Origin of the sequence: Krasilnikovia sp. MM14-A1004 (genome assembly GCF_047159485.1) — a bacterium.
Classification (GTDB): domain Bacteria; phylum Actinomycetota; class Actinomycetes; order Mycobacteriales; family Micromonosporaceae; genus Actinoplanes.
Genome location: NZ_AP038773.1, coordinates 1,525,592 through 1,548,077 on the forward strand (window position 1 = coordinate 1,525,592; position 22,486 = coordinate 1,548,077).

General features: G+C 72.4%; 19 protein-coding genes and 1 pseudogene. 11 read left to right on the forward strand and 9 right to left on the reverse strand.

Annotated elements, in window-relative coordinates; translation table 11 throughout:
* Positions 1-2 precede the first annotated feature (2 nt).
* Positions 3-680, reverse strand: coding sequence for a response regulator (locus tag ACMCNN_RS07080; protein ID WP_412745363.1), 678 nt, complete (start codon positions 678-680; stop codon positions 3-5).
* A 122-nt stretch (positions 681-802) separates the two neighbouring features.
* Between ACMCNN_RS07080 and ACMCNN_RS07085 the strand changes: the two genes are divergently transcribed.
* The 5 genes and pseudogenes from ACMCNN_RS07085 to ACMCNN_RS07105 all read left to right on the forward strand — a co-directional run bounded on the left by ACMCNN_RS07085 (position 803) and on the right by ACMCNN_RS07105 (position 5,038).
* Positions 803-1,444 carry a DedA family protein gene (locus ACMCNN_RS07085; RefSeq protein WP_412745364.1) on the forward strand — a complete coding sequence of 214 codons (642 nt, stop codon included), beginning with the start codon at positions 803-805 and terminating at the stop codon, positions 1,442-1,444.
* 112 nt (positions 1,445-1,556) lie between these two features.
* Entirely contained in the window at positions 1,557-2,729 is a 1,173-nt protein-coding gene (locus ACMCNN_RS07090) for an MFS transporter (protein WP_412745365.1), read from the forward strand.
* A gap of 103 nt (positions 2,730-2,832) precedes the next feature.
* A pseudogene (locus ACMCNN_RS07095) lies at positions 2,833-3,726 on the forward strand (ABC transporter ATP-binding protein); the annotation flags it as partial.
* Positions 3,723-4,580, forward strand: a complete 858-nt coding sequence (locus ACMCNN_RS07100) for an ABC transporter permease (RefSeq protein ID WP_412745366.1) — start codon at positions 3,723-3,725, stop codon at positions 4,578-4,580. The pseudogene ACMCNN_RS07095 and the gene ACMCNN_RS07100, both read left to right, overlap by 4 nt.
* Positions 4,581-4,582: 2 nt before the next feature.
* Complete coding sequence (locus tag ACMCNN_RS07105; protein WP_412745367.1) at positions 4,583-5,038, forward strand: hypothetical protein; 456 nt, start codon at positions 4,583-4,585, stop codon at positions 5,036-5,038.
* A gap of 23 nt (positions 5,039-5,061) precedes the next feature.
* On the opposite strand, the gene ACMCNN_RS07110 is transcribed toward ACMCNN_RS07105, so the two are convergent.
* The 3 genes from ACMCNN_RS07110 to ACMCNN_RS07120 form a co-directional block, all read right to left on the reverse strand.
* Positions 5,062-6,075: an SMP-30/gluconolactonase/LRE family protein gene (locus tag ACMCNN_RS07110; protein WP_412745368.1), complete on the reverse strand. Its 1,014-nt coding sequence runs from the start codon at positions 6,073-6,075 to the stop codon at positions 5,062-5,064.
* Between the two features lie 82 nt (positions 6,076-6,157).
* Complete coding sequence (locus tag ACMCNN_RS07115; protein ID WP_412745369.1) at positions 6,158-6,853, reverse strand: response regulator; 696 nt, start codon at positions 6,851-6,853, stop codon at positions 6,158-6,160.
* Positions 6,841-8,586 (reverse strand): sensor histidine kinase, encoded by a 1,746-nt coding sequence (locus ACMCNN_RS07120; protein ID WP_412745370.1) that lies wholly within the window; start codon positions 8,584-8,586, stop codon positions 6,841-6,843. The genes ACMCNN_RS07115 and ACMCNN_RS07120 overlap by 13 nt, the downstream gene beginning before the upstream one ends.
* A gap of 222 nt (positions 8,587-8,808) precedes the next feature.
* Here ACMCNN_RS07120 and ACMCNN_RS07125 point away from each other — a divergent pair, with 222 nt between their 5' ends.
* Positions 8,809-9,564: a hypothetical protein gene (locus ACMCNN_RS07125; RefSeq protein WP_412745371.1), complete on the forward strand. Its 756-nt coding sequence runs from the start codon at positions 8,809-8,811 to the stop codon at positions 9,562-9,564.
* A 247-nt stretch (positions 9,565-9,811) separates the two neighbouring features.
* Here the strand turns inward: ACMCNN_RS07125 and ACMCNN_RS07130 are convergent, their stop codons facing one another.
* The 3 genes from ACMCNN_RS07130 to ACMCNN_RS07140 form a co-directional block, all read right to left on the reverse strand.
* Entirely contained in the window at positions 9,812-10,264 is a 453-nt protein-coding gene (locus ACMCNN_RS07130; protein WP_412745372.1) for a hypothetical protein, read from the reverse strand.
* A gap of 28 nt (positions 10,265-10,292) precedes the next feature.
* Positions 10,293-14,624, reverse strand: a complete 4,332-nt coding sequence (locus ACMCNN_RS07135) for a DUF4157 domain-containing protein (protein WP_412745373.1) — start codon at positions 14,622-14,624, stop codon at positions 10,293-10,295.
* Positions 14,625-14,780: 156 nt separating this feature from the next.
* Positions 14,781-15,758 (reverse strand): hypothetical protein, encoded by a 978-nt coding sequence (locus ACMCNN_RS07140; RefSeq protein WP_412745374.1) that lies wholly within the window; start codon positions 15,756-15,758, stop codon positions 14,781-14,783.
* Between the two features lie 117 nt (positions 15,759-15,875).
* On the opposite strand from ACMCNN_RS07140, the gene ACMCNN_RS07145 reads away from it, so the two are divergent.
* From ACMCNN_RS07145 to ACMCNN_RS07160, 4 genes are all read left to right on the forward strand, one after another.
* Positions 15,876-16,268 carry an ArsC/Spx/MgsR family protein gene (locus tag ACMCNN_RS07145; protein ID WP_412745375.1) on the forward strand — a complete coding sequence of 131 codons (393 nt, stop codon included), beginning with the start codon at positions 15,876-15,878 and terminating at the stop codon, positions 16,266-16,268.
* Between the two features lie 10 nt (positions 16,269-16,278).
* Positions 16,279-17,067, forward strand: coding sequence for an alpha/beta hydrolase (locus ACMCNN_RS07150; protein ID WP_412745376.1), 789 nt, complete (start codon positions 16,279-16,281; stop codon positions 17,065-17,067).
* 59 nt (positions 17,068-17,126) lie between these two features.
* Entirely contained in the window at positions 17,127-17,693 is a 567-nt protein-coding gene (locus ACMCNN_RS07155) for a hemerythrin domain-containing protein (protein WP_412745377.1), read from the forward strand.
* Between the two features lie 84 nt (positions 17,694-17,777).
* Positions 17,778-18,494, forward strand: a complete 717-nt coding sequence (locus ACMCNN_RS07160) for a DUF4190 domain-containing protein (RefSeq protein WP_412745378.1) — start codon at positions 17,778-17,780, stop codon at positions 18,492-18,494.
* 45 nt (positions 18,495-18,539) lie between these two features.
* Here ACMCNN_RS07160 and ACMCNN_RS07165 read toward each other — a convergent pair whose 3' ends face one another.
* Complete coding sequence (locus tag ACMCNN_RS07165) at positions 18,540-20,123, reverse strand: TROVE domain-containing protein (protein WP_412745379.1); 1,584 nt, start codon at positions 20,121-20,123, stop codon at positions 18,540-18,542.
* Positions 20,124-20,726: 603 nt separating this feature from the next.
* Here ACMCNN_RS07165 and ACMCNN_RS07170 point away from each other — a divergent pair.
* Complete coding sequence (locus ACMCNN_RS07170; protein ID WP_412745380.1) at positions 20,727-21,572, forward strand: HAD family acid phosphatase; 846 nt, start codon at positions 20,727-20,729, stop codon at positions 21,570-21,572.
* Between the two features lie 97 nt (positions 21,573-21,669).
* Here the strand turns inward: ACMCNN_RS07170 and ACMCNN_RS07175 are convergent, their stop codons facing one another.
* Entirely contained in the window at positions 21,670-22,431 is a 762-nt protein-coding gene (locus ACMCNN_RS07175) for a tyrosine-protein phosphatase (RefSeq protein WP_412745381.1), read from the reverse strand.
* Positions 22,432-22,486 lie beyond the last annotated feature (55 nt).

Here is a 22,486-nt window from a genome sequence, read left to right on the forward strand (position 1 = left end):
GGTCAGCCGCCGTCGGGTTCGAGGCGGTAGCCGGCACCGCGCAGGGTGGTGATGGCGTGGCGGGCGAAAGGCTTGTCGACCTTCGTGCGCAGGCTGGCGATGTACACGTCGATGACGTTGGACCGCAGGTCGGTCTCGCCGTCCCACACCTCGTCGAGTATCTGGTAGCGGGTGACGCACTGCCCGGCCCGGCCCATCAGCAGGGCGAGGATGTCGAACTCGCGCGCGGACAGGATGATCTCGCTCCGGTCGCGGAAGACACGCCGTGCCGCGGGATCGAGGCGCAGGTCGCCCGCCTGCAACGCGGCGGCGGCCCGATCGGTGCTGCGGCGATGCAGGGCACGCAGCCGGGCCAGCAGCTCGTCGAAGGAGAACGGCTTGCTCAGGTAGTCGTCGGCCCCGGCGTCCAGACCGACGACGCGGTCGGGGACCTCACCGCGGGCGGTCAGCATGAGCACGGGTACGCGGATGCCGCGGTCGCGCAGGCTCCGGCAGACGGCCACCCCGTCGAGGCCGGGCAGCATCACGTCGAGCACCACGGTGTCGTACTCGCCGCTGGTCGCGGCCAGCAGCCCGTCGCCGCCGGTGTGGCGCACGTCGACGGTGTGTCCGGCCTCGCGCAGTCCGCGGGCGAGCAGATCGGCCAGGCGGCGTTCGTCCTCGACCACGAGCACCCGCACCCGCCCACCTCCTTCACCGCAGCGGCGACCAGTGCAGCATGGCCGCCGTTCGTCTTCATCTTCCCTTCATGGTGGCGTCCCTACCGTGGCGGCCGGACCATTCGGGGTGGGGGTGGGCGGCCATGATCGTTCTTGGCTGGTCGCTGTCCACGCTGGCGACCCGGTACGGCTATCCGGGTGTCACGGCGACCGTGTTCGTGGAGGGCTTCGGGGTGCCCGCCCCGGGCGAGACCGCGATCATCGCCGGTGCGGGGGCGGCCGGGCACGGCCAGCTCAACATCGTCGTGGTGGCGCTCGCGGCGTTCGCGGCCGCGGTGTGCGGCGACAGCGTCGGCTACCTGATCGGCCGCGCGGGTGGCCGCCGCCTGGTGCTGCGCTGGGGCCGCTTCGTCGGCCTGAGCGCGGCCCGGTTCGCCCGGGTGGAGGCGTTCATGGCCCGGCACGGGCCCAAGGTCGTCGCGGGCGCCCGTTTCGTGGAGGGGCTGCGCCAGCTCAACGGCATCGTGGCCGGCGCCACCGGCATGCCCTGGCGGCGGTTCCTGCTGTTCAACGCGGTCGGTGCGGCCCTCTGGGTCGGCCTGTGGGCGGCGGTCGGCTACGTGGCCGGGGACCACTGGCAGGCGATCACCGCGGTCGTGCACCGCTACCAGCCGTACGTTCTCGCCGCGCTCGTGCTGGCCGGGGCCGCGGTGCTGTGGCTTCGGGTCCGGCACCACCGTCGCGGCCGGGACCGCGAGCCGATCGGCGATGGCCCGCCGCGGTGACCGGCCCGCCCCGTGGCCAGCCGGGTGCGACCATGAACGGCATGCCATGCACCGCCGGGGCGGGCAGCCGCGTGCAGGACCCCCGCGCCGCCGACGCCGCGCGGGACCAGCCGTGAGCGAGCCCGCGCCGGAGTCACGCCGGGCGATGTGGCCGCTGTACGCGGCCGGCTTCACCACCGCCTTCGGCGCCCACTCGATCGCCGCGAACCTCGGCGCACACGCGGGCGACGCGGTCACCTCACTGCTCGTGCTCGGCGGCCTGCTCGCCCTCTACGACGGCGCGGAGATTGTGCTCAAGCCGGTCTTCGGCAGCCTCGCCGACCGGATCGGCGCCCGGCCGGTCATGCTCGGCGGGCTCGTCGCGTTCGCGGCCGCGTCCGCCGCGTACGTGGCGGCCGACAGCCCCGGCTGGCTTTGGGCCGCCCGGCTCGGGCAGGGCGCCGCCGCCTCGGCGTTCTCCCCGGCCGCGTCGGCGCTGCTCGCCCGGCTGAATCCGGCCGCGAAACACGGCCGGGCGTTCGGCTCGTACGGCTTCTACAAGTCGATCGGCTACACGCTCGGACCGCTGCTGGGTGGCCTGCTGGTGTGGGCCGGCGGGCTGCGCCTGGTGTTCGCAACGCTCACCGTGCTCGGGGCGGCGGTCGCCGTCTGGGCGCTGCTGGCCGTACCCGTCGTGCCGCCGTTGCCCCGGTCCCGGCAGACGGTCCTCGACCTGGCCCGCAGGCTGGCCGATCCGGCCTTTCTCGGACCGACCGCCGCGCTGGCGGGCGCGACCGCGGCGCTGTCGGTCGGGGTGGGTTTCCTGCCCGTCGCGGGGCGGGCGGCCGGGCTCGGCCCGGTCGCCACTGGCGCCGCGGTGTCCGTCCTCGCCGCGTGCGCCGCTCTCGTGCAGCCCCGAGCCGGGCGCGCCCTGGACGACGGGCGGCTGACGACCCGATCCGGGCTGACCACGGGTCTGGCGATCACGGCCGCCGGGCTGGCCGCCGCGACCCTCCCGGGTCTGATCGGGGTGCTCTCCGGTGCGGCCCTGATCGGTGTCGGCACCGGCCTCATCACCCCGTTGGGGTTCGCCGCGCTGGCGGCGAGCACCCCGCCCGCGCGTCTGGGCCAGACCATGGGTGCCGCCGAACTCGGCCGCGAACTGGGCGACGCGGGCGGCCCGCTGCTGGTCGCCGCGGTCGCGTCAACGGCCGGTCTCGCGTCCGGCTTCGCCGCGCTCGCCGTTCTGCTGGCCGCGGGCGCGGCACTCGCGCTCACCCGCTCCCGCGCCACCACCGGCGGGTGAGGCTTCATCTGCCCTTCATGCCCGATCCCTAGCGTCGCCCGTCATGAGCGATGTGCTGGCGGTCGACGCGGTCGACCTGACGAAGACGTTCGGCCCGCTCACCGCGGTCGACCGGCTCGGCGTCCGGGTCGGCCAGGGTGAGGTGTACGGGGTGCTGGGCCCGAACGGCGCCGGAAAGACCACCCTCCTGCGGATGCTGTTCGGGCTGATCCGCCCCGACTCCGGGACGTTGCGGGTCTTCGGCCGCACCTGGGAGCGCGACGGGATCCGCGCGCTGGACGGGGTCGCCGGGTTCATCGAGAGCCCGAAGTTCTACCCGGGGCTGACCGGCCACAAGAACCTCCAGCTGCTCGCCGGCCTCGACGGCGGCGCTTCGCGGACCCGCATCGACGAGGTCCTCGACACCGTGGACCTGCGCGACCGGCAGCACGACAGGGTCGGCGGCTACTCGTTCGGGATGCGCCAGCGCCTCGGCGTCGCCGCCGCGCTCCTGCGCGACCCGCGACTGCTCGTACTCGACGAACCCGCCAACGGCCTGGACCCGGCCGGGATCCGCGACATGCGCGCCCTGGTCAAACGCCTCGCCGGGAGCGGCCTGACCGTCCTGCTGTCCAGTCACGACATGGCCGAGGTGGAGGAGATCTGCGACGACGTCACCATCATGCGCGCCGGCGCCGTCGTCTACCACGGCTCCATCACCGCACTGCGCGAACGCGCGCCCGAGCAGGCCCACCACCTGCACACCACCGACGACGACCGCACCGCGATCCTGGCCACCGCCCGCGGGCTCGACGTCGAGCGTCTCGGTGACGGCCTCGCCGTGCGCGGTCCGCAACCCGGGATCGACGCGCTGGTCGCCGAAGTCGTCGGCGACGGCATCGCCCTGCGCGGCCTGGCCCGCCGGGAAACCCCTCTGGAGGCGCTGTTCTTCATGCTCACCGAACCCGACACCGACCGGCCCGCCGTCGACCCGGCCACTGCCGGAGCCCGCCGATGACCCCCAGCGGCCGGACGGCCGCCGCACCCGCCACCCGCCGACCGGGACCGGGCGCCGCACTGCGCTGGGAGATGGTGAAACTCGCCGCCCAGATGCGCAGCCGGGCGCTGCTGGCCGCCGCCCTGATCATCCCGCCCGTGGTCGTCGCCGTCCTCAACGGCCAGCAGCAGCCACCGTCGGACACCATCTACGGCCGGCTCATCCACGTCAGCGGCTACGCGATGCCGTTGCTGATGCTCGCGTTCGCCGCGCAGTGGGTGCTGCCGTTGCTGGCGGCGGTCGTCGCCGGTGACATCTTCGCCAGCGAGGACCAGCACGGCACCTGGAAGACGATCCTCACCCGCTCGGTCAGCCGTACCCATATCTTCTGGGCCAAGACGCTCACCGCGCTCGCCTTCAACCTGTTGCTGCTGGCCGTTTTCGCGGCGAGCACCATCGTCGCCAGCCTGCTGATCATCGGTGGCCAGCCACTGAGCGGCCTGTCCGGGCAGAGCATCGCGTCGGCCGACGCGCTGCGGCTGGTCGTCGCCGCGTGGGCCACCGCCGTCCCGCCGATGGTCGGGTTCACCGCGCTCGCGCTGCTGCTGTCGGCGCGTACCCGAAATCCGGCCCTCGGCATCGCCGCGCCGGTCGTCATCGGCTTCGCCATGCAGTTGCTGGGCAGCGTCGGCGGCCTCGACCTGACCCGCAAGCTGTTGCTGACCACGCCGTTCGAGGCCTGGCACGGCCTGTTCGCCGAGCAGCCGTTCACCGGGCCGCTGCGCACCGGGCTCGCGGTCAGTGCCGCGTGGACCCTCGTCTGTCTCGCCGGGGCGTACCTGTCCCTGCGCCGCCGCGACATCACCGGAGGCTGACCATGCGCCCGAACATCACCCGCACCGCGCTGGTGCTCGCCGCCGTCGGCGGCCTCGCCGGCACGATCGCCGCCGGTCAGCCCGAGATCACCAGGGCCGGCCTGGAATCGGCGCTCGCGCCGACCTTCGCGAACCTGTACGTGCAGCAGGCCGGCATCCTCGGCATCCCCGGCGTCACCACCGCCACGATCGGCGCCACGACCAGCTGCGACAAGGGCGGCCCGAACGTCGCCGACACCGGTGCCGGGCCGAACTGGATCTGCATGATGAGCTTCACCGACAACCACGGCCAGCACCAGGACGCTGCCAAGTTCGAGGTCACCGTGCACACCGACGCCACCTACGTCGCCGGGGGACCATCCAGGATCATCGGACTGGCCACCATCACCGACGCCCACGGCCACGACGTACCCAACCCGGTCTTCGAGTTCGACGGCGTCATCGCCACTGGCACCTAGAGCCGCTCAGTACGGCGTCCCCGTCACGAGGTCGCTGGCGTCCCGGAGCGGATCACCGCGACGGCGTCCTCGGAGAGGCTGCCGATGACGAGGGTGCCGTCGCGTTCGGCCACCGACGTGACGAAGCCGTAGCCGCAGTTCTTGCCCCGCAGGTCGTGCACCACCCGGCCGGTGAAGTCGAACGCCATCACCCAGGCGATCGGGGTGGCCTCGGGACGGATCGCCTCGGGCACGTTCCACAGCAGCGTGCGCAGGAAGCCGGGCAGCGGCAGCAGCCGGTCGAGCAGCGCGTTGCGGGGCGCGGCGATGGCCACCCAGAGCAGGCCGTCGCTGCCCAGGCTCATGTTGTCCGGGAAGCCGGGCAGGTTCTCCACGAGGGTGTCGGTGGTGCCCGCCTGCGGACCGGTGAGCCAGTGCCGCCGGATCCGGTAGCCGGAGGTCTCCGCGAACACCAGGTGCGAGCCGTCCGGCGCGACCACCACACCGTTGGCGAACTTCAAACCGCTCTCCACCGTACGTACCGTGCCGTCCGGTGTGCGGCACAGCAGGCGGCCCGTGCCGGAGTGCTCGAACATGTCGCCGAGGTAGTGCTCGACGTGCCATTCGCTCGTCGACGTGGTGAACCAGATCGCGCCGTCCGGCGCCTCGGCCACGTTGCTGGCGAAGGTGATCCGCTGCCCGTCCACCGCGTCGGCCAGCGTCTCGACCCGGCCGTCCACCAGCCGCAGCAGCCCCTTGTCGTAGTCGCAGACCAGCACCGTGCCGTCGGGGCGCGGTTCGAGGCCGAGTGGGCGACCACCGGTGTTGCCCAGCACCGTACGCTCGCCCGTCGCCGGGTCGATCCGCTCGATGCTGCCGTCGGCCGTGCCCGTGATGATCCCGCCCGTGGTGTCGAACGCCACGTCCTCGGGGCCCGGCGCGCCCGTGGGCAGCCGCCGCTCGACCACCAGCGGGGCGGTCGGGCCCGCGTCCGGGGCGGCGGCCGGGGGTGTCCAGCGGCGCGGGTGGATGCGTCGGCGCGGCTTTGCGTCGGTCACGGTGTGCTCCTCAGGTCGGCCCGCGCGGATGGTGAGCCCGGGGACGACCAGTGGACCACATCCGCGGGGTGTGCCGCCCGGGTCAGTGATCAGGACCGCCTCGGGCCTGATCGAGGCTGCGCAGGTAGACCAGGGCGGCGAGGACGCGCATGTTGACGTGGCGCCGGTCGGTGTCGCGGGCCGCCGGCAGCCGCAGTTTGTCGGCGATGACGGACACGTGCTTCTCCACCGTGCTGATCTGGTTGCCGAGTTCCTGCGCGATGCCCAGGTTGGAGCGGCCCTCGGCCACCAGGGCCAGGATCCGCCGCTCGTGCGGGCTGAGCGCGGCGAGGGGGTCGGGGGCGCGGCGGCGGCGCATCAGCCGGTCGATCAGCAGCGGGTCGATGACCACCTCACCGCCGGACACCCGGCGCAGGGCCTCGGTGAGTTCGGCGAGGTCGCCGACGCGCTCCTTCAGCAGGTACCCGATCGCGCGGGACTCGTCCTGCATGTGCAGCAGCCGCTCTGCGTAGGCCACCTCGGCGTACGACGAGAGCACCAGCAGACCGACCTCGGGGTAACGCTCGCGGACCTGCTCCGCGATGACCAGACCCTCGTCGCTGAACGTCGGCGGCAGCCGGATGTCCAGGATCGCGACGTCGGGCGCGGCGGCGTCGATCGCGGCGAGTGCGCCGTCGGCGTCCCGGACCTTCGCGGTGACGTGGACACCCTGCCCGGTGAGTCCCTCGGCCAGCGCGTCGCGCAACAGGCCCTGATCCTCGACGATCACGACGTGCACGGCTGCTCCCCTCGCTCGTGAAAACAGGGTTGGTGGAGCGGGAACGCGGCCACGACGACCGTGCCGCCGGGCTCACCGGCGGTGATCGTGAGCGTGCCCCCGACGGTGGCGACCCGGTCGGCGAGCGCGCGCAGGCCCGTGCCGCCCGGGTCGGCGTCGCCGCGGCCGTCGTCGGCGATCCGCAGCACCAGACTGCCGTCGCGGCACCGGATCGACACGTGCACCCGCGTGGCGTTCGCGTGCTTGTAGACGTTGCCCAGCGCCTCGGCCACCACGAAGTACGCGGTGATCTCGATGTCCGGCTGGTGGCGGCCCGCAGACGTGTCCACGGTGACGGGCAGCGGCGCCCGGTCGACGAGGCTCTCCACGGCGGGCGTCAGGCCGTGCTCGACCAGGGTGACCGGGTAGATGCCCTCGGTGAGCAGCCGCAGCGAGGCGATCGCGTCGCCGAGCTGCCGGTGCGCCCGGTGCGCCATGCCCGTGGCCGCCTCCGGATCGGACGCCCGGCGGGCCATGTCGAGCAGCACCAGGACGGCGAAGAGTTCCTGCTGGGCGCCGTCGTGCAGGTCGCGCTGGATGCGGCGGCGTTCGGCCAGGGCGCTGGTGGCGATGCGGTGCCGGGAGTCGTGCAGCTGGTCGATCTGGGCGTGCAGCGTCGCGTACAGGTGGGCGTTCTCCAGGGCCAGCCCGGCGGCGGCCCCGGCGGCCTCGGCGACGGTACGTTCGTTGTGCAGTGCGTCGTCGTGCTCGATGACCGCCATGAGGCGGCCCCGGCGTTCGACCGTGGTGATCGCCCGGCCCGAGCCGTCGCCGGGCAGTTCCGGCCAGTGTTTCCCGACGCCGTCGACGTACCCGCCGCCGAATGCCGGGTACAGCAGCCGCAGCGTCGGGTCGCCGACCGCCTCGGCCAGGGAGCGTTCCAGGCGGATCGGCGCCGGTTCCTCGGTGGCCGGTTGTTCCTCCCGCAGCGCCACCTGGGCCACCCGCCACGTCGCGGTGCGGCTGCGGTTGCGCTGCACGAGGTGGATGACCGGGACCACCGGCAGGCTGGTCACCATCGCGGTCAGCATCAGCGCCATTTCGATACGGGACGGCAGGTCGAGCAGCGCCACCAGCGCGACCGCGACGCCCATCGCGCAGGCCACGACAATGAACGTCCAGACCGGTGTCGCGGATCGGCGCCGCATCCGGCTGGCCCGTACCCACCGCCACAACATGATCCCGATCATGTTCGCCGACAGGACCGCGAACACCACGCTGCCGACGGCCGCGGCCGCTGTCCGACCGCCCGGCTGCCCGAACGCCCGCGGCGCCGCGGGGCCGTCGACCACATACACCAGCACCTGCGTTCCGATCGACGCGGCGTAACCCACCGGGACGAACAGCCGCGCCAGCCGGGTGGTGGCCCGGCCGGTCGGCCAGGTGTACAGCACGTGCCCGAGGGCGGCGGTCCAGGCGTACGCGCCGCAGAAGCCCACCGCGGCGACCACCGGCTGATCCACCGCGCGCAGGAAGTTGACGTGCCACACCGTGGCCGCCCAGACCATCAGCCGGCCGAGGTGTGGATGCGGCGCGCGGATCCACACCACCGTGCCGACCGCCACACCGACCAGTCCCCACAGGCGCAACCCCGCGTCCAGCCAGAGCTGGCCCGACGACTCGTGCCACGACGCCGCGATCGCGGTGATGCTGAACGCCAGCGCCGCCGCGCATCCGGCGACGGCGCCTCGCACCCGCCCCAACCCTCGACCTCCGGTCCGCATCTGAGGATTTCGAAGTATTCATGGCGGTCGACGGGGGCGCAAATGCAGGTTCCCGCCGTCGGAACACCCGGGTTTCCGCATGTCCGGACCGGTGCGACGCGGCTAGCGTCCGTTGCCACGCCCGGCGAACACACCACCGGGCGACCGGGCCGCCGACCGCCAGCGGCCGCACCGACTGCACGGAGGATTCACGTGACACCGTCCCGCCGCATCGCGACAGCGCTTCTGAGCGCGGCGCTCTCCACCGGCGCGCTGCTGGTGCCCACCGCTGCGCCCGCGCTCGCCGTTCCGGCGCCCTGTCAGGCCGACTTCAACCAGTTGCAGGGCCTCAACTCCGACCTGCGCTCCCTGCAGAACGACCTGAAGTCCGCGTCGCCCCAGGAGAAGGCCGACATCGTGGCGCAGATCCGCGAGATCAACGCGCAGATCGCCGTGGTGAAGCCCCGCTACGAACGGTGCCTGCGCGACAACGACGGCGCGAAGCCGGCGCTGCTGGCCACGTTCACCGGGCGCGTGACGCTGACCACGACGGACAGCCGGGTTACGGAGCCGCTGGTCCGCGACGTGTCGTTCAACCTCTACTTCGACGGCGTCAACCGCGAGAACGTCAGCGTGCGGTCATGGCCGACCATCACCAGCGACCTCATCCAGGCGGGCCCGGTCAGCTTCCACGTGACCGTACGCATGGAGAGCAACGCCGGGCAGTTCAACCGCTCCTCGGGCCGGCTCAGCCTCAATCTGGGCCTGCTGTTCGACGAGGACCTGGCCTGGCCGGCGGACTCCGACTCGCGTCTGCCGATCACCCTGTCCACCGACCAGCCGGGCGGCATCGCGATGGACGCGGCAGGCAACGTCACCCTCGCCGGCACGAGCACCTTCAACGGCGGGCACCTCAACGGCGCCCGGGCCACGCTCACCGTCACCGGCAACGTCACGCCCCGCCCGTGACGTTCCGCTGATGCGCACCTCCGGGCCGCCGGCACCCGCCGGCGGCCCGTCGCGCGGTCGCGTTGGGGCCACGGTCGCCGGCCGAGGCGGCCCGGGCCGATCCGGATCAGCCCGCGCGGACCTCGCGGGCGCCCACGTTGTCGTCGCTGTGCAGGTCGGGATAGTCCGTGTACGGCGTGGGGCCCTCGGCGACAGCGCGCAACTCGAGCTACCCGGAAACCTTGGCCGGCACGGTGACGGCGCACGCCTACCCGGCGGGCCACCACCAGCGGTGGGTCCGCGGGATGCCGTCCGGGACCTCCGGCGGGCCGGCGGCCACGGCGTCGGCCAGTTCGTCGTCGGCCTCCCCGAGATGGAAGTCGTCCAACGGCGGCTGCGCCCACGCGCCCAGGTCGAGCAGCACCTGGTAGCCGGTCCGGGCCAGCAGGGCGTCGACCAGCCCTTCGTCACCGCGCCGCATCGGCACGTCGACGTTGGCGGCCGCGCGGGCGATCAGCGGCCCGTGCCCGCCCGCGGCGGCCCGCAGGGCTTCCCGCTGGGTGGCTGCCTCCGGCGCGTCCGTCAGCGACCGCGGTCCCAGCGCGGCCTCGGCCAGGCCGATCCGGGTCAGCGCGTTGATGGCGCTCGCGGCGTCGTCGTGGGCAGCCGCGAAGTCCAACTCCCGCAGCGCAGCGTCGACGTGCTGCTCGAACATGCTCACGAGGCCACCCTCCGCCGGTCGGACGGGCTCACCGGACCACCTTTCCGGTCAGGCTGGCAATCAGGGCGTACTGGTCGCGGGTGATGACCATCGCCGACATCTCGACCCCCTCGGTGGTGCGTTTGAACACCATTCTGGTCGCCCCTTCGGAGGTTTCCGCGGAGGCCAGCGCACCCTCGGCCACCGTGCGCCGGGCGCTGGCCAGGTACGCCGACGCCTGCGCGTCGAACGAGGCGGTCGGTGCGGCCCGCTCCGACAGCGGCAGTTCCGCCCGGTGCTTCACCGGGTGGTACGCCGCGTTGGCCTCACTGCCGAAGCTGAGCCGGGTGGCGTTCCCCTTGACCAGGTCGGCACCCGCCGGGGCGCCGAGATCCGCCCAGCCGATCCCGCCCAGGTCCCGCATGGTCTGGGCCCGCGAGGTGAAGACCGTGTCCAGCAGTGTCAAATCGTCGGTCAGCTGGCGGGCGGCCACCACTTTCAGGTTCTGGTTGCGGTAGAGCGCCGGGTCCAGGGTCAGCGACACGTCGTCGACCCGGGTCTTGAAGTACTCCCACCGGTCCACGAAGTTTCCCGGGCTGGTGGCGCCGTCGGCCGCCCACCGGGCGGCCTTCTGCCGTACGTCGGCGGGCACCTTCTTGGACAGGCCGCCGCCCTCGGCGAGGGTGCGGATCCGGCCCACCTCGTGCGGCTGGATCGTTTGCAGCAGCGGGTGGCCGTCGAGGCCGTACTCGCGCAGGATCGCCTTGGACGCCTCCGGCATCGGGATGCTGTTGGCGGGGAACGTCGGCTGCGCCCCGAGCGCGGGCGTGCCGACGCCCATCTCCACTTCGGACGGCCGGATTCCCCGGTCCAGCAGGCCCTTCAGCTCGCCCGGCGGATGCTTCTCCAGCAGGCCCGCGATCTGTTCCGGGCCCTTGTCCATCCGCTTGACCAGGGCGGCCAGCTCGGCGGCGCTGTCGCACTTGGGCAGCAGGGCGGCCGCGGTCTCCGGCGACAGCCCGGACGTGCTCAGCGTGAGCAGACCGCCCTGCTCACCACCGGCCAGCCCGATCAGCCGGTCGGCCATCCGCGGGTTCGTCCACTTCAGCAGCGCCTCGGCGATCCCGGCGTTGTCGGCGCTGCGCAGCAGGAGCGCGAGACCCTCCGCGTCGTCGGTCATCCGCAGCAGCCGTTCGGCGGTGATCGCGTCGGGCACGTGGTCGAGGACCTTGCTCAGCTTGCCCGCGTCCCCGGCCAGCTCCATCAGTTCGGCGATCTTGGCGGGTTCGCCGAACATCAGCGCGTACTCCAGGTGCCGCACGTCGCCCGTCTTGGCCAGCATCCGCTCCAGCAGCATCGAGTCGCCGGTCGCGGCCAGCAGCTCCTCCAGCTTCACCAGGTCCTTGACCTGGGCCATCATCTTCTCGGCCGCGACCGGGTTGACCTTCGCGAGGGCGGCGAGGCGTTCCAGCTCCATCGGGATCTTGCCCGCCCCGCGGCCCGCCAGCTTCATCGCGGCCCACACCGCGCCCAGCCCGCCGACCAGCACGATGTTGATGCCGAGCCCGATCCACGCGGTGTGCAGTGCCGCCCGCGCCTGCTCGATGGTCACCCCGCCGATCGCTCCGGTCGGGTCCAGCTCGGCCAGGTCCACCAGGGCGTACGCGTCGGAGACGCCCTTCACCCCCTGCGCGATGCCCGCGGCGACGTCGATGGCGGTCAGCACCACCCCGGCCGCGCCCGGCACCACCAGCGACGCCAGGGTCAGCAGGCCCAGCCCGATGAACAGGAGGAACTCGTCGTCGAGCTGTTTGACGTGCTCCTCCCACTGCCAGCGGGCGATCGCGTACCCGAGGAACGGGTTCTGCGGCACGATCGCCCACCGGTCCAGGGCCTGGCCCATGGTGACCCAGTCCTCGTACCCGGCGATGCCGAGCCGGACGCGGGCCTCGTCGTACACGGCTTTGGAGTAGTCGACGGGTTTGTAGTCGCCACTGAGGATGCGCCTGCGGACCTTGTCGAAGCCCGCGACGGCCTCCTTCATGTCGTCCTTCTTGGCCTCGGCCTCGTCGTCGCTCTCCAGCTTCGCGGCCTCGCCCTTCATGAAGTCGCGGGCCTGGATCAGCGCGGGCAGCTCGGCCGGGGTGAGCACCTGGGTGCCCATGGTGGCCGACTCGACCTCGCCGGACTGCAACCGCGTGATCAGGTCGTCCAGGAAGTGCCCGCAGATCCTGAACTTCGCCACCGCCTCGGCCCGGTACTTCGGCCAGTTGGCGATGTGTTCCTTCATCTCGTCGCGGTTCCTGGTGATCTGCTCCAGGGCGACCACCTTGAGCATCGGGATCCACTTGGTCTGGATGAACTCGTCCGCGGCGCGGGCCTCGTTGCGGATGACCGCGGCGATCGCCTCGAAGCTGGTGTCCAACCGCAGAGCGATATGGGTACGACTCGCCGACTGTTGCGCCTCGATCGCCGACTTCAGCCCGCCCAGGCCCTGGAACACCGCCAGCAGCCCGGCGACCCCGCGCGCGTCGTCGCCACCCGCCGACCAGGTCGCCGCGATCGCCTGATACCAGCCGAGCAGGCCGTGTTCGAGCAGGTCACCGGGCTTGAGGTGCTGGGTCAGCGCGGTGGTCGCGGCCGCCACCAGACCGATCTTCTGGCTGTATCCGTACGGGTCCTGAGCGATCGCGAACTCTTCGGTGCTCAGCTCGCCCGCGCCCACGGTGGAGAACCGGTCCGCCAGCGTGCCGTGGAACGTCTGCAACGCCCGCCCGGCCAGCACGAGCGTCTTCAACGCGGCGTACGCGGCGCGCTGCCCCACATCGGACCAGAACGCGCCGGAGAATCCGGGTTGGGTCACCGCCCAGCGCATGAAGTCCCTGCCGAGATGCTCGATCAGGTCGTGCCGCAGCGCGCTGATGTCGGCGGTGCGGATGAAGTGCTCCGGGCTGCCCGAGGCGCTGGCCCACCGGTCGAGCAGGTATTTCTCCATGGTGCGGGGCGCGGCCACGTCGACGTAGCGGTTCACCAGCTCACGCCGCAGCTGATCCAGCTCGTCGGTCGGCTCGAACGCCGAGGAGTCGAAGCCGTCCGGGATCAGCCGGGTGTCGCGGATCGTCGGCAGCCACTGGGCCAGGAACGCCTCGCTGTGCGTCCGCATCATGTCGGTGGTCTGCAGCTCCGACGGGGCCGGGTCGGTGGCCGCGTACTTCGCGAAGATGATCGGGCCGAGCAGGTCCGGGTGGGGGCTCAGGCCGGGCGCGGGCTGCGGGCCGGTCCGGGCCTCGGCGTCCAGCACGGACAGAGCGAGGGCGAAGCGGTCGTTGCGGGCGGCATCGATCACCGTACGGTCCGGGCCGGGGGAGTGCCCGCGCAGTGCGGCGACCTCCTGCGCCCAGTCGATGTCGCCCGGCCGCAGCGTCCCGGAGGCTTCCAGGCCCTGTTCGAGCGGGTAGCGCAGCCGGGTCGCCCGGACCGCGGCGGCGCGCGCCGCGATCCGCCCGCTGAACAGCGGCAGCGCGCGGGTGGCGGGCCAGCCCGCCAGATCGCGGCGCAGGTCGTCGGCGACCGGCGGGCTCTGCAGGTACGTCTGGCTCTCGTGCACCGGCCCGGCGTCGTCGTGCAGCGCCGCCGAGATCTGTGCCTCGATCGCCGGGATGCGGGCCGGGTCGGCGCGCAGGTTCGCGACCAGGCCGGAATCCAGGTCCTTGACCGGGAAGTCCCAGCTGACCGAGTTCCCGCCGAACATCACGTCGAGCAGCAGGTCACGCTCGCTGAGATCGCCGCCGGGCGTGCGCCGGACCGGCAGCCCGGCACCGGTCGCGCCCGTGCCCGGCAGGTGCGCAACCCCACCGCCCAGCACCGTACGGGCGGCCTGCTCGGCCTCGCGCTCGGCCGCGTCGCCGGGATCGCTCACCGTCAGCTCCGCCCCGAACGCCCGGCTGCCCGTGCCGTCCTGCAGCGTGTGGGCCAGCTCGTGCGCGAGCACGTGCGAGCCGGAGGGAGTGGTCGGGTCGTAGCCGTCCGAGCCGAAGAAGACGTCGCGCCCCGTGGTGAACGCGCGGGCGTGCAGCGTGTCGGCGAGCGCTGTCGATTCGGCGTCGTCGTGGATGCGCACGTCGCCGAGGTCGGCGCCGAACCCGCCCTCGAACCGGGACCGGACGTCGTCGGCCAGGGGCTGCCCGCCGCCGCGGCGCGCGGCGATCCGGGAGGCCACGTCGGGTCCGTCCGGGGCGTCGGAGCGCATCAGGCGCGCCACGGCCCGGTTGCCACCGGCGCGCAGCACCCGCAGCGCGTCTCCGGACGCGGGTGGGCGCGCGGCGGCCTTCGGATCCTTGGTCGCGGGTTCCGCGTCCGCCTGGTGATCGCGGTCGAACATCCCGCCCCCTGCCGCGCTGGCGACGACCGACAGCCGGTTGCATCGTGACGCGGGACGGGACGGGCCACCAGGGCCAGCGGGGCAGCGATCCGGGCAAACCCGGTGGCCGGCCGAGCCGGGCTTCGGGACGGTCGGGGCAGTGCGCGCCGGGCACGGTCAGGCCCGGGCGCGCACCTCGTGCCGGTCGTCGGCGGGAACCTGCTGCGCCAGGCGGGTCACCCGGGCCGCGGCCGGCCCGACGGGATCGGTGGGGTCCTCGTCGTACAGGCAGCCGCCGGTCTTCCCGACGCCGCGCAGTCCGTTGAGGTCTCCGGCTCCCCACACCGCCTTTTTCCGGCTCATGGTCGGGGACATGATCTCGTACCGGTCGTCGATCGTCGGGTGGTCGAGGCCGACCGAATGACCGATCTCGTGCATCAGCAGCTGACCGCGGGTGCCCTGCCATCCGGTCTTGTTGCCCTTGCCGAACCCGGCGGGCAGGTGCATCGACGCGTTCAGCACCACGAACCCGTCGGTGATCCGGCTGGCCACGATGCCGCTGCGGGTGTACGCCCCCGTCCACCACGAGCCGCCCATGCCCGCCAGGCCACCGGCGTCGGCGGGAATCTGGGTGCTCTGCTTGCCGGGCATGGCCCAGGCGATGACCAGGTGCGTGTCGGCCGGGTAGTCGTCGGAGTAGCCGGGCATGGCGAACGGGACGGCGTCGGTCGTGCCCTTGTACACGAACCGCAGCCCGGTGGCCTGGTGTACCCGCTGCAGAGCGCCCTTGACGTCCTTCAGGGCGCCCTTGCCGGACCGGTGGAGGTTGACCCGGTAGGCGATCGGCGCGCACGGGTTCCAGCGGGCCACCAGATCCGTCGGCTTCGACCGGCTGAGGAACTTGTACGCCCGCGGGTTGCCCCGCGGCTTCGTCACGGCGAGACCGGTCGCGGCGGTGTCGGCGACCCAGCCGTTCGTCGCCGCGGCGGCGATGGCGCCCGGCTCGGTCGGCGCGGCGGCGCTCGCGGGGGTGGCACCCGGAACGGCGACGAGGGCCAGCGGCAGCGCCACGAGGGCGAGCCGGCGGCGCCACGGGGCATGTCCGCCGCCCGCGGCGGCGACCGTGGGCCGGTGGGCCGAGTCGTTGTGTGCCATAGCGCTACTGATCGCCCGCACCCGCCATGATCATTAGAGTGGTGGCGGTTGCGGTTCGGGTGCAGGGGCGACGACGTGCGCGGACCCGGCCGGCCGAGGGCGTGGGAAGGTGGGCCGATGGAGATCTGGATCAACCCCGAGTGCTCGAAGTGCCAGTCGGCGCTCTCGATCCTCGACGCCGAACAGGCCCAGTACACCGTGCGGTACTACCTCGAGGACCCGCCGGGCGTGGCGGAGCTGACCGCAGTCCTGGCTCGGCTGGAGCTGGAGCCGTGGCACGTCGTCCGACTGGGTGAGCCGACGGCGGCGGAGCTGGGCCTGGCGGACTGGCCGCGCGACGCCGGGACCCGGTCGCGGTGGATCGAGGCGCTGGCCGCGCACCCCATCCTGATCCAGCGGCCGATCATCACGGCCGACGACGGTGCGGCCGTGGTCGCCCGCACACCGGAGGCGGTCAGGTCGACCCTCGACCCGCACGGCAGCGCGGCTGATCGGGCGGATCCCGCCTAGGCTGGCGGTCGTGACGATCGACGGTACGGCCGGTGGCGTTCCGTTCACGCTGCTGCCGCCCGCCTCGGGTGCCGGGCCCGCGCCGGTGGTGGTGGCGTGGCATCTGATGGACGCGCCCTGCACCGACGCGGCGTTCGCGGCGGCCCTTCCGCTGGCCGGTGTGGACGCCTGGCGGCTCTACCCGGGCATGCCCTGGACCGGCCGGCGGGCGTACCCGGAAGGGTATGAACTGTCCCGGCGTGACCCGATGATGGCCTACGCCGAGCCGGTCGTGCGGCAGGCCACGGAGGAGTTTCCCGCGGCCTGGGCCGAACTCCGGTCCCGGTTCCCGTTCGCCGACGGCCCGGTCGGGATCGTCGGTGGCTCACTCGGTGGGGCGGTCGCCCTCGCGGTCGCCGCGTCCGGCGTGGTGCCGGTGGCGGCCGTCGCGGTGGTCAACGCCGCGATCCGCGCCTCGTCGGTGGTGTCGCTGATCGAGTCGATGACGGGCGCACCGTACGCGTGGGACGACGCCTCGCGGGCGGCCGCGGCCCGGCTCGACTTCGTCGCCCGTGCCGCCGAGCTGCCCGCCGCGACCCTGGTGGTCAGCGGCGAGGAGGACCATCCGTCGTTCCGGGCCGACGCCGCCGACCTGGCCGCGGCCCTGCCGCAGGGGCGACTGGTCACCGTGCCGGGCCTGGCCCATCCGCTGGCGGAACGACCGGGTGAGCAGCCCGCCCCGCAGACACCGGAGGCCAGGGCGGTCGACGCTGCGATGACCGACTGGTTCGCCACCCACCTGCGCCGCGGGTACGTGTAATCGCCGCGCCCCCGGGTACCCGACGCGTGTCCGTCGATTCCGACCTGGGGGAGCCCTTCATGACCACGAGCCCGAGCCGCGACGACGTCATCGACGTGCTCGTCATCGACCACCGCGAGGTCAGCACCCTGATCGGCGAGATCTGGACGATCACCGATCCGATGATCCGCCGGGACCTGACCGACACGGCCATCAGCGAACTGGTGCGCCACGCCGTCGCCGAGGAGATGTACGTCTATCCGGCCATGCGCAAGTACCTCCCGGACGGGGACAAGGCCGTCGAGCACGACATCGAGGAACACAAGGAACTCGAACAGGTGATGAAGCGCCTCGAAGACGCCGACGTGTCCAGCGCGGAGTTCGAGCAGGAGCTGCGCCGGCTGGAGGCGCTGCTGGTCGACCACATCCAGGACGAGGAGTCCGAGCAGTTCCCGGAGCTGCGCCGCGTGGTGCCCGGCGACGAGCTGCGCGAGCTGGCCGGAAAGGTGGAGACCGCGAAGAAGCTGGCGCCGACCCGGCCGCACCCCGGCGCCCCGAACAGCGAGCTGTTCCACAAGCTCGTCGGACCGGGTGTCGGGCTGGTCGACCGGCTGCGCGACAAACTGTCCGGGCGCGCCACCGGTTGATCGCGCCACCCGGAAACCCGTCGATGCCGGATCGAGATCCTTCGGGACCCGCGAACGATGATCGGGATTGTTAGCGTCCCCCGGGTGACCGACCCGTTCCCGCAGCCCTCGTACCCGGTGCAGAATGCACAGGCCCCCGGCTACCCGCCGCCGCCGTACGGTGGGATGCCGGCCGGGCCGTATCCGGGTTTGGCGGCGCCGCCGCCGGCCGGCACCAACGGCTTCGCGATCGCGTCGCTGATCCTCGGCCTTCTCGGCGGTGTGCTGCTCAGCGTCATCTTCGGCATCGTCGCGCTGGGCCAGATCCGGCGGCGCGGGCAGGGTGGGCGGGGCCTGGCGATCGGTGGTCTCGTCGCCTCCGGCTGCTGGGTGCTGCTGATCGCCGCCGGGGTGACCCTGGCGATCGTCTTCGGCGACACCGACACGCGACCGTCGGCCGCCGACGGCGGAACGGGCCCGGTGTCCGTCACGCGCCTGCACCCCGGAGACTGCGTGGGCAAGGTTTCCGGTGACGACGGCACCCCCGTGGAGGACGTGCCGGTGCTGCCGTGCACCACTCTCCACGAGGGCGAGGTGTTCGCCGTCTTCGACCTGCCGGCGGGCCCCTGGCCGGGCGAGCGGCAGGTCGAGACGCAGGCCGAGAAGCGCTGCAAGGCCGAGCTGGGCAAGTACCTCAAAACGCCGGACGACACGGTGGATTTCTACACGCTGCAGCCGCTGCGCGAGTCGTGGGCGGACGACCGCGGGGTCACCTGCGTCGCCACCGGACCGGCCCCGCGTACCGGGTCGCTGCGCGACTGAGCCGGGCACCCGCCCCGGGGCTCGCACCCCGGGGCGGGCGGCCGGTCAGAACGGCCAGCCGGCGTTACGGCCCGCCTCGATCAGCGGGATCATCCGGAACGTCGCATCCGTCAGCCCGCCGAACTCGATCCGGTTCGGCGTGCCCGCGTCGAACGCGGTACGCCGGTAACCGCCGAGGTTGAAGCCGTACAGCGGCGTGCCGCGCGGCACCACCCCGGTCACGTCGCCCGTGCCGTAGCCCGGCGCGAACGTCTGCATGTCCGAGATGACGAACACCCGGTCGTGGCCGCGCAGCGTCGCGCGTACCGACTCGGCGATGCGGGTGCCGTGACCCACCTCGCCGACCCGCCGCACGAACCGGTCCACCTCCCGGATCACCGACGCGCCCGCGGGCACGTCGTGCCGGAACACACCGTCGGCGAAGCCGTGCAGGTCGACCTGCTCACCGCGGGCGGCCAGGGCGACACCGAACACGGCGGCCGCCTTGACCGGGCTCATCGTGGACCGCTTCGAGAAGCCGCCCGACGACATCGACGCCGACGTGTCGACCAGGATCAGCGACCGGCCCGGCAGCGCGGGCAGGTTCGCCAGCGACAGCTGCAGCGCCCGGTCCAGCGCGTGACCCCACCGCAGCGACGGCGCCTGCTCGTACGCGGCGAGGAACCGGAACGGGAACTGCCGCGACCGGGCCACCTCCGCCGGGTCGGCCAGCCGCGCGCAGACCCGCTCGGCCACCTCGTCACTCACCCCGGCCTCGTCGAAGTTGCGCAGGTTACGCAGCAGCGCCATGTAACCCATGGCCGGGATCAGCGCGGTCCACAGGCGGTCCTTGGCCACCGTCGAACCCGCCAGCGACAGCACGTCCTCCCAGGTCATGCCCGCGCGGGCGAGCGCGCCGTCGGCCAGCAGCGCCGCCGGGTCGGTGGCTGCCGCCTGCCGCAGCTCCGCGTTGGCGACCAGGGTCGCCAGCCGCGCGGACGGCGCGGTGTCCCGGCCGTGGCGGCGCTCCAGCGCGTACCCGAACAGGGCACCCTGCCACGGCTTGTCGGCCGCGGGAGACGGGTGGGTCAGGTCGAGGACGTCGCCGAAACGGAACGCGTGCGAGGCCGTGTCGTACTTGAGCAGCGCCCGCTCCGAGTACAGCCGGGCCGCCGCGTCGGCGATGCCGCGCTTGACCGGCTTGGGCACCGCACGACCGTGCGTGCTCATCCAGTACGCCAGCGCCTCACCCGGCTCGTCGGGCCGCTGCAGCACGGAGTCGACGATGGGCCGGCCACCGGCGATGCCCGCGTCGCGGAGTGCCTTCGCCGCCTCCAGCGCGCCGACCAGCGACGCCGAACGCAGGTTCGCGTCGCCGCGCAGCCAGCGCAGGAACCGGGCGGTCCACTCCGGATCGTCCACGGCGACCCGGCGTACCAGGTCGGCGTAACGGCGGTCGCGGTCGCCGGCCTTCTCGTAGAACGTGTCCTCGCCGACGAGGTTGCTGACGGCCAGCAGGAACAGCTCGCTCTTCGCGTCGTGGGCGTAACCCGCGCCACCCTCGTACGTGACATCGGAAGGAGTCGCCTCGGCCGAGAGCGGACCGCGGCCGCGCTTCGGCAGCATTCCCTTGAGGTTGAACTTGGACATGGCGTCTCCTTTCGCCGTCGTGGGACAAAGAGGGCGGGGAGCCGCCCGTCAGCGAGATGCCCGAGATCAGGGTCGGCCACGGTAACGTGTGGTGCTCTGCCAATTGAGCTACGGCGACCCGGGGCCGCCGGCGGGACTCGAACCCGCAACCTCCCCATTACAAGGTGGAAGTAACCGTTGCCTTCGCACCGGGCATGTCGCTGGCGTGCAGCTCCCCGAGTTCAGGTTGGCGTCCGGATGCCCCACCTTCAGGGGCGTCGCCCGTCGAGTCGGGCGCGGGGAGTCGAACCTCGAAGTATCCGTACGCCTGCGCACCGGGGAGGTGCGTATTCCGTTGTGCTCAAGCTTCCCGAGTTCATGTCGACGTCGGCTTTGGGGGACTTGAACCCCCGGATTCTTACCGGAATCGTTGCCAGAAGTAGCCGCGCGTCTGCGCACCGGGAAGAAGACTTAGTGTCGCGTTGACAGAAGCAACCGTACGGGGGCCATGATCGAGCGGCAATGGAATTACCGGGCGGGTGGTCCAGCCGGGGTCCGCCTGCACGGCGGTCGATGCAGGGTCTAGGTTGCTGAGGCAACGTTAAGCCTTTGGGAGGTAACCCCGTGACCCTGCAGTTCTCGCGCCGGCTCGCGGCCACCGCGGCCGCGGCGCTCACGGTCGCCGCGCTCGGCGGCGCCGGCATCGGATACGCGGCGTCCAGCGACGGCCCGCAACAGCCCGCGATCAAGACGATCACGCCGCACTCGGCGGACGACATCACCAACATCGACGTGCTGCGCCAGCAGATCCGCAACTACTACGGCGACCCGCTGAACACCGGTGTCTTCGCCGACGACAGCTACTACGCCAAGGAGGCCCGTAAGGTCGCCGCCGCAGGCAAGCGGTACCTCGCGCACGGGCACCGCGGCTACCGCACCCCGGCCATCGTGCTCGACGTCGACGACACCACGCTGGCCACCTACAGCTACGAGATCGCCAGCAACTGGGCGTACAACCCGACGACCAACGCCACGTTCGTCACCGAGCAGCGGTTCCCCGCGGTGCCGGGCATGGTCAGCATGGCGGCCGCGGCGCAGCGTGAGGGTTACGCGATCTTCTTCCTGACCGGGCGCGGCGCGGCCCAGGAGCAGGCCACGCTGGGCAACCTGACCGCCGACGGCGTCGGCGTGGACGCCGGTTACCCGAAGCCGACCACGCTCAGCAACGGCGAGGACGGCCTGTTCACCAAGCCCGCGCTCGCCGACTACCCGGACTACCTCAAGCAGGCCTGCGCGGGTGACCCCAACGGCGCCTGCACGACGATTCACTACAAGTCGGCGGTCCGGGCGCACATCGAGTCGCTGGGCTACGACATCGTCGCCGACTTCGGCGACCAATTCAGCGACCTCAAGGGCGGCCACACCGGCCACACCTTCAAACTGCCCAACCCCAGCTACTACCTGCCCTAGCTGATTCGGTACGGGCATCGCGAGCGCCGTCCCCGCGGTCGGGGACGGCGCTCGTGCCGGGTATCAGATCAACACCGGGAACTCGTTCCCGTCCGTATCAACCCTTCCGCAGCAGCGCTTGCACGGCGCGTATGTCGTCAGGTTCCAAGAAGTCCGCGCCGTTGAAGGTTGCGATCCAGTCGCGCAGTGCGGGCACCCGGTCCGCTACCTGAACGTCCAGGTCACCGGCCTCCGTCGGCCCGTGCCGATGCCGCTGCCAGCTTTTCCGACCGGGATCGTAGAGCCAGCCGTGTCCGGCGTACGCCCCTGCACCTCGCCATCCGGCTGCGTAGTCCTCGATGATGGCCTCTTCGGTTGCGCCGGCAATGTGCAACAGCATCGCGGAAATCATGCCGGTGCGATCGCGCCCTCCGGCGCAGTGCAGGAGCACCGCTGCCTGCGCCCGGGCGACCGACCGCACAGCGAACGCGATGCGGTCGGGGGCGAGCCGTGCGTTGTCGGCCCAGGAACGCGGATGATCCAGCGACGGGCCGCACACCCGGAGGAACTCGGCGTCATCCGGGTCCTCCGTCGGCGCCGGCACGAACACGAGTCCGTGCAGCGACTCGGGCCGAATGATCGGATGATCCCCGGCGCGCTGAGTCTCAGCCGGGGCGTTACGCAGATCCACCACCGTGCGCACGCCCGCCGCCTTGGCCGCGGTCCACCCGTCGTCGGTCAAGTGCTCCGGCGCCGCCGAACGGAACACCCTGCCGAACGGCGTACGGCCTCCAGTACGCAACGCTCTGCCACCCAAGTCACGCACATTCCGGCCACCCGGCCAGTGCAACGCCCCCATCATCGCCCCCTCGATCAGCATCCATCCCGGTGACGGCGATTCTCAACGGCACAGTCAAGACCCGGATCCACTCGCG

Coding starts and splice junctions, on each gene's coding strand:
- ACMCNN_RS07140 (WP_412745374.1), bottom strand. CDS start 15,758: ATGGCACACAACGACTCGGCCCACCGGCCCACGGTCGCCGCCGCGGGC.
- ACMCNN_RS07085 (WP_412745364.1), top strand. CDS start 803: ATGATCGTTCTTGGCTGGTCGCTGTCCACGCTGGCGACCCGGTACGGC.
- ACMCNN_RS07135 (WP_412745373.1), bottom strand. CDS start 14,624: ATGTTCGACCGCGATCACCAGGCGGACGCGGAACCCGCGACCAAGGAT.
- ACMCNN_RS07100 (WP_412745366.1), top strand. CDS start 3,723: ATGACCCCCAGCGGCCGGACGGCCGCCGCACCCGCCACCCGCCGACCG.
- ACMCNN_RS07105 (WP_412745367.1), top strand. CDS start 4,583: ATGCGCCCGAACATCACCCGCACCGCGCTGGTGCTCGCCGCCGTCGGC.
- ACMCNN_RS07145 (WP_412745375.1), top strand. CDS start 15,876: ATGGAGATCTGGATCAACCCCGAGTGCTCGAAGTGCCAGTCGGCGCTC.
- ACMCNN_RS07175 (WP_412745381.1), bottom strand. CDS start 22,431: ATGCTGATCGAGGGGGCGATGATGGGGGCGTTGCACTGGCCGGGTGGC.
- ACMCNN_RS07165 (WP_412745379.1), bottom strand. CDS start 20,123: ATGTCCAAGTTCAACCTCAAGGGAATGCTGCCGAAGCGCGGCCGCGGT.
- ACMCNN_RS07155 (WP_412745377.1), top strand. CDS start 17,127: ATGACCACGAGCCCGAGCCGCGACGACGTCATCGACGTGCTCGTCATC.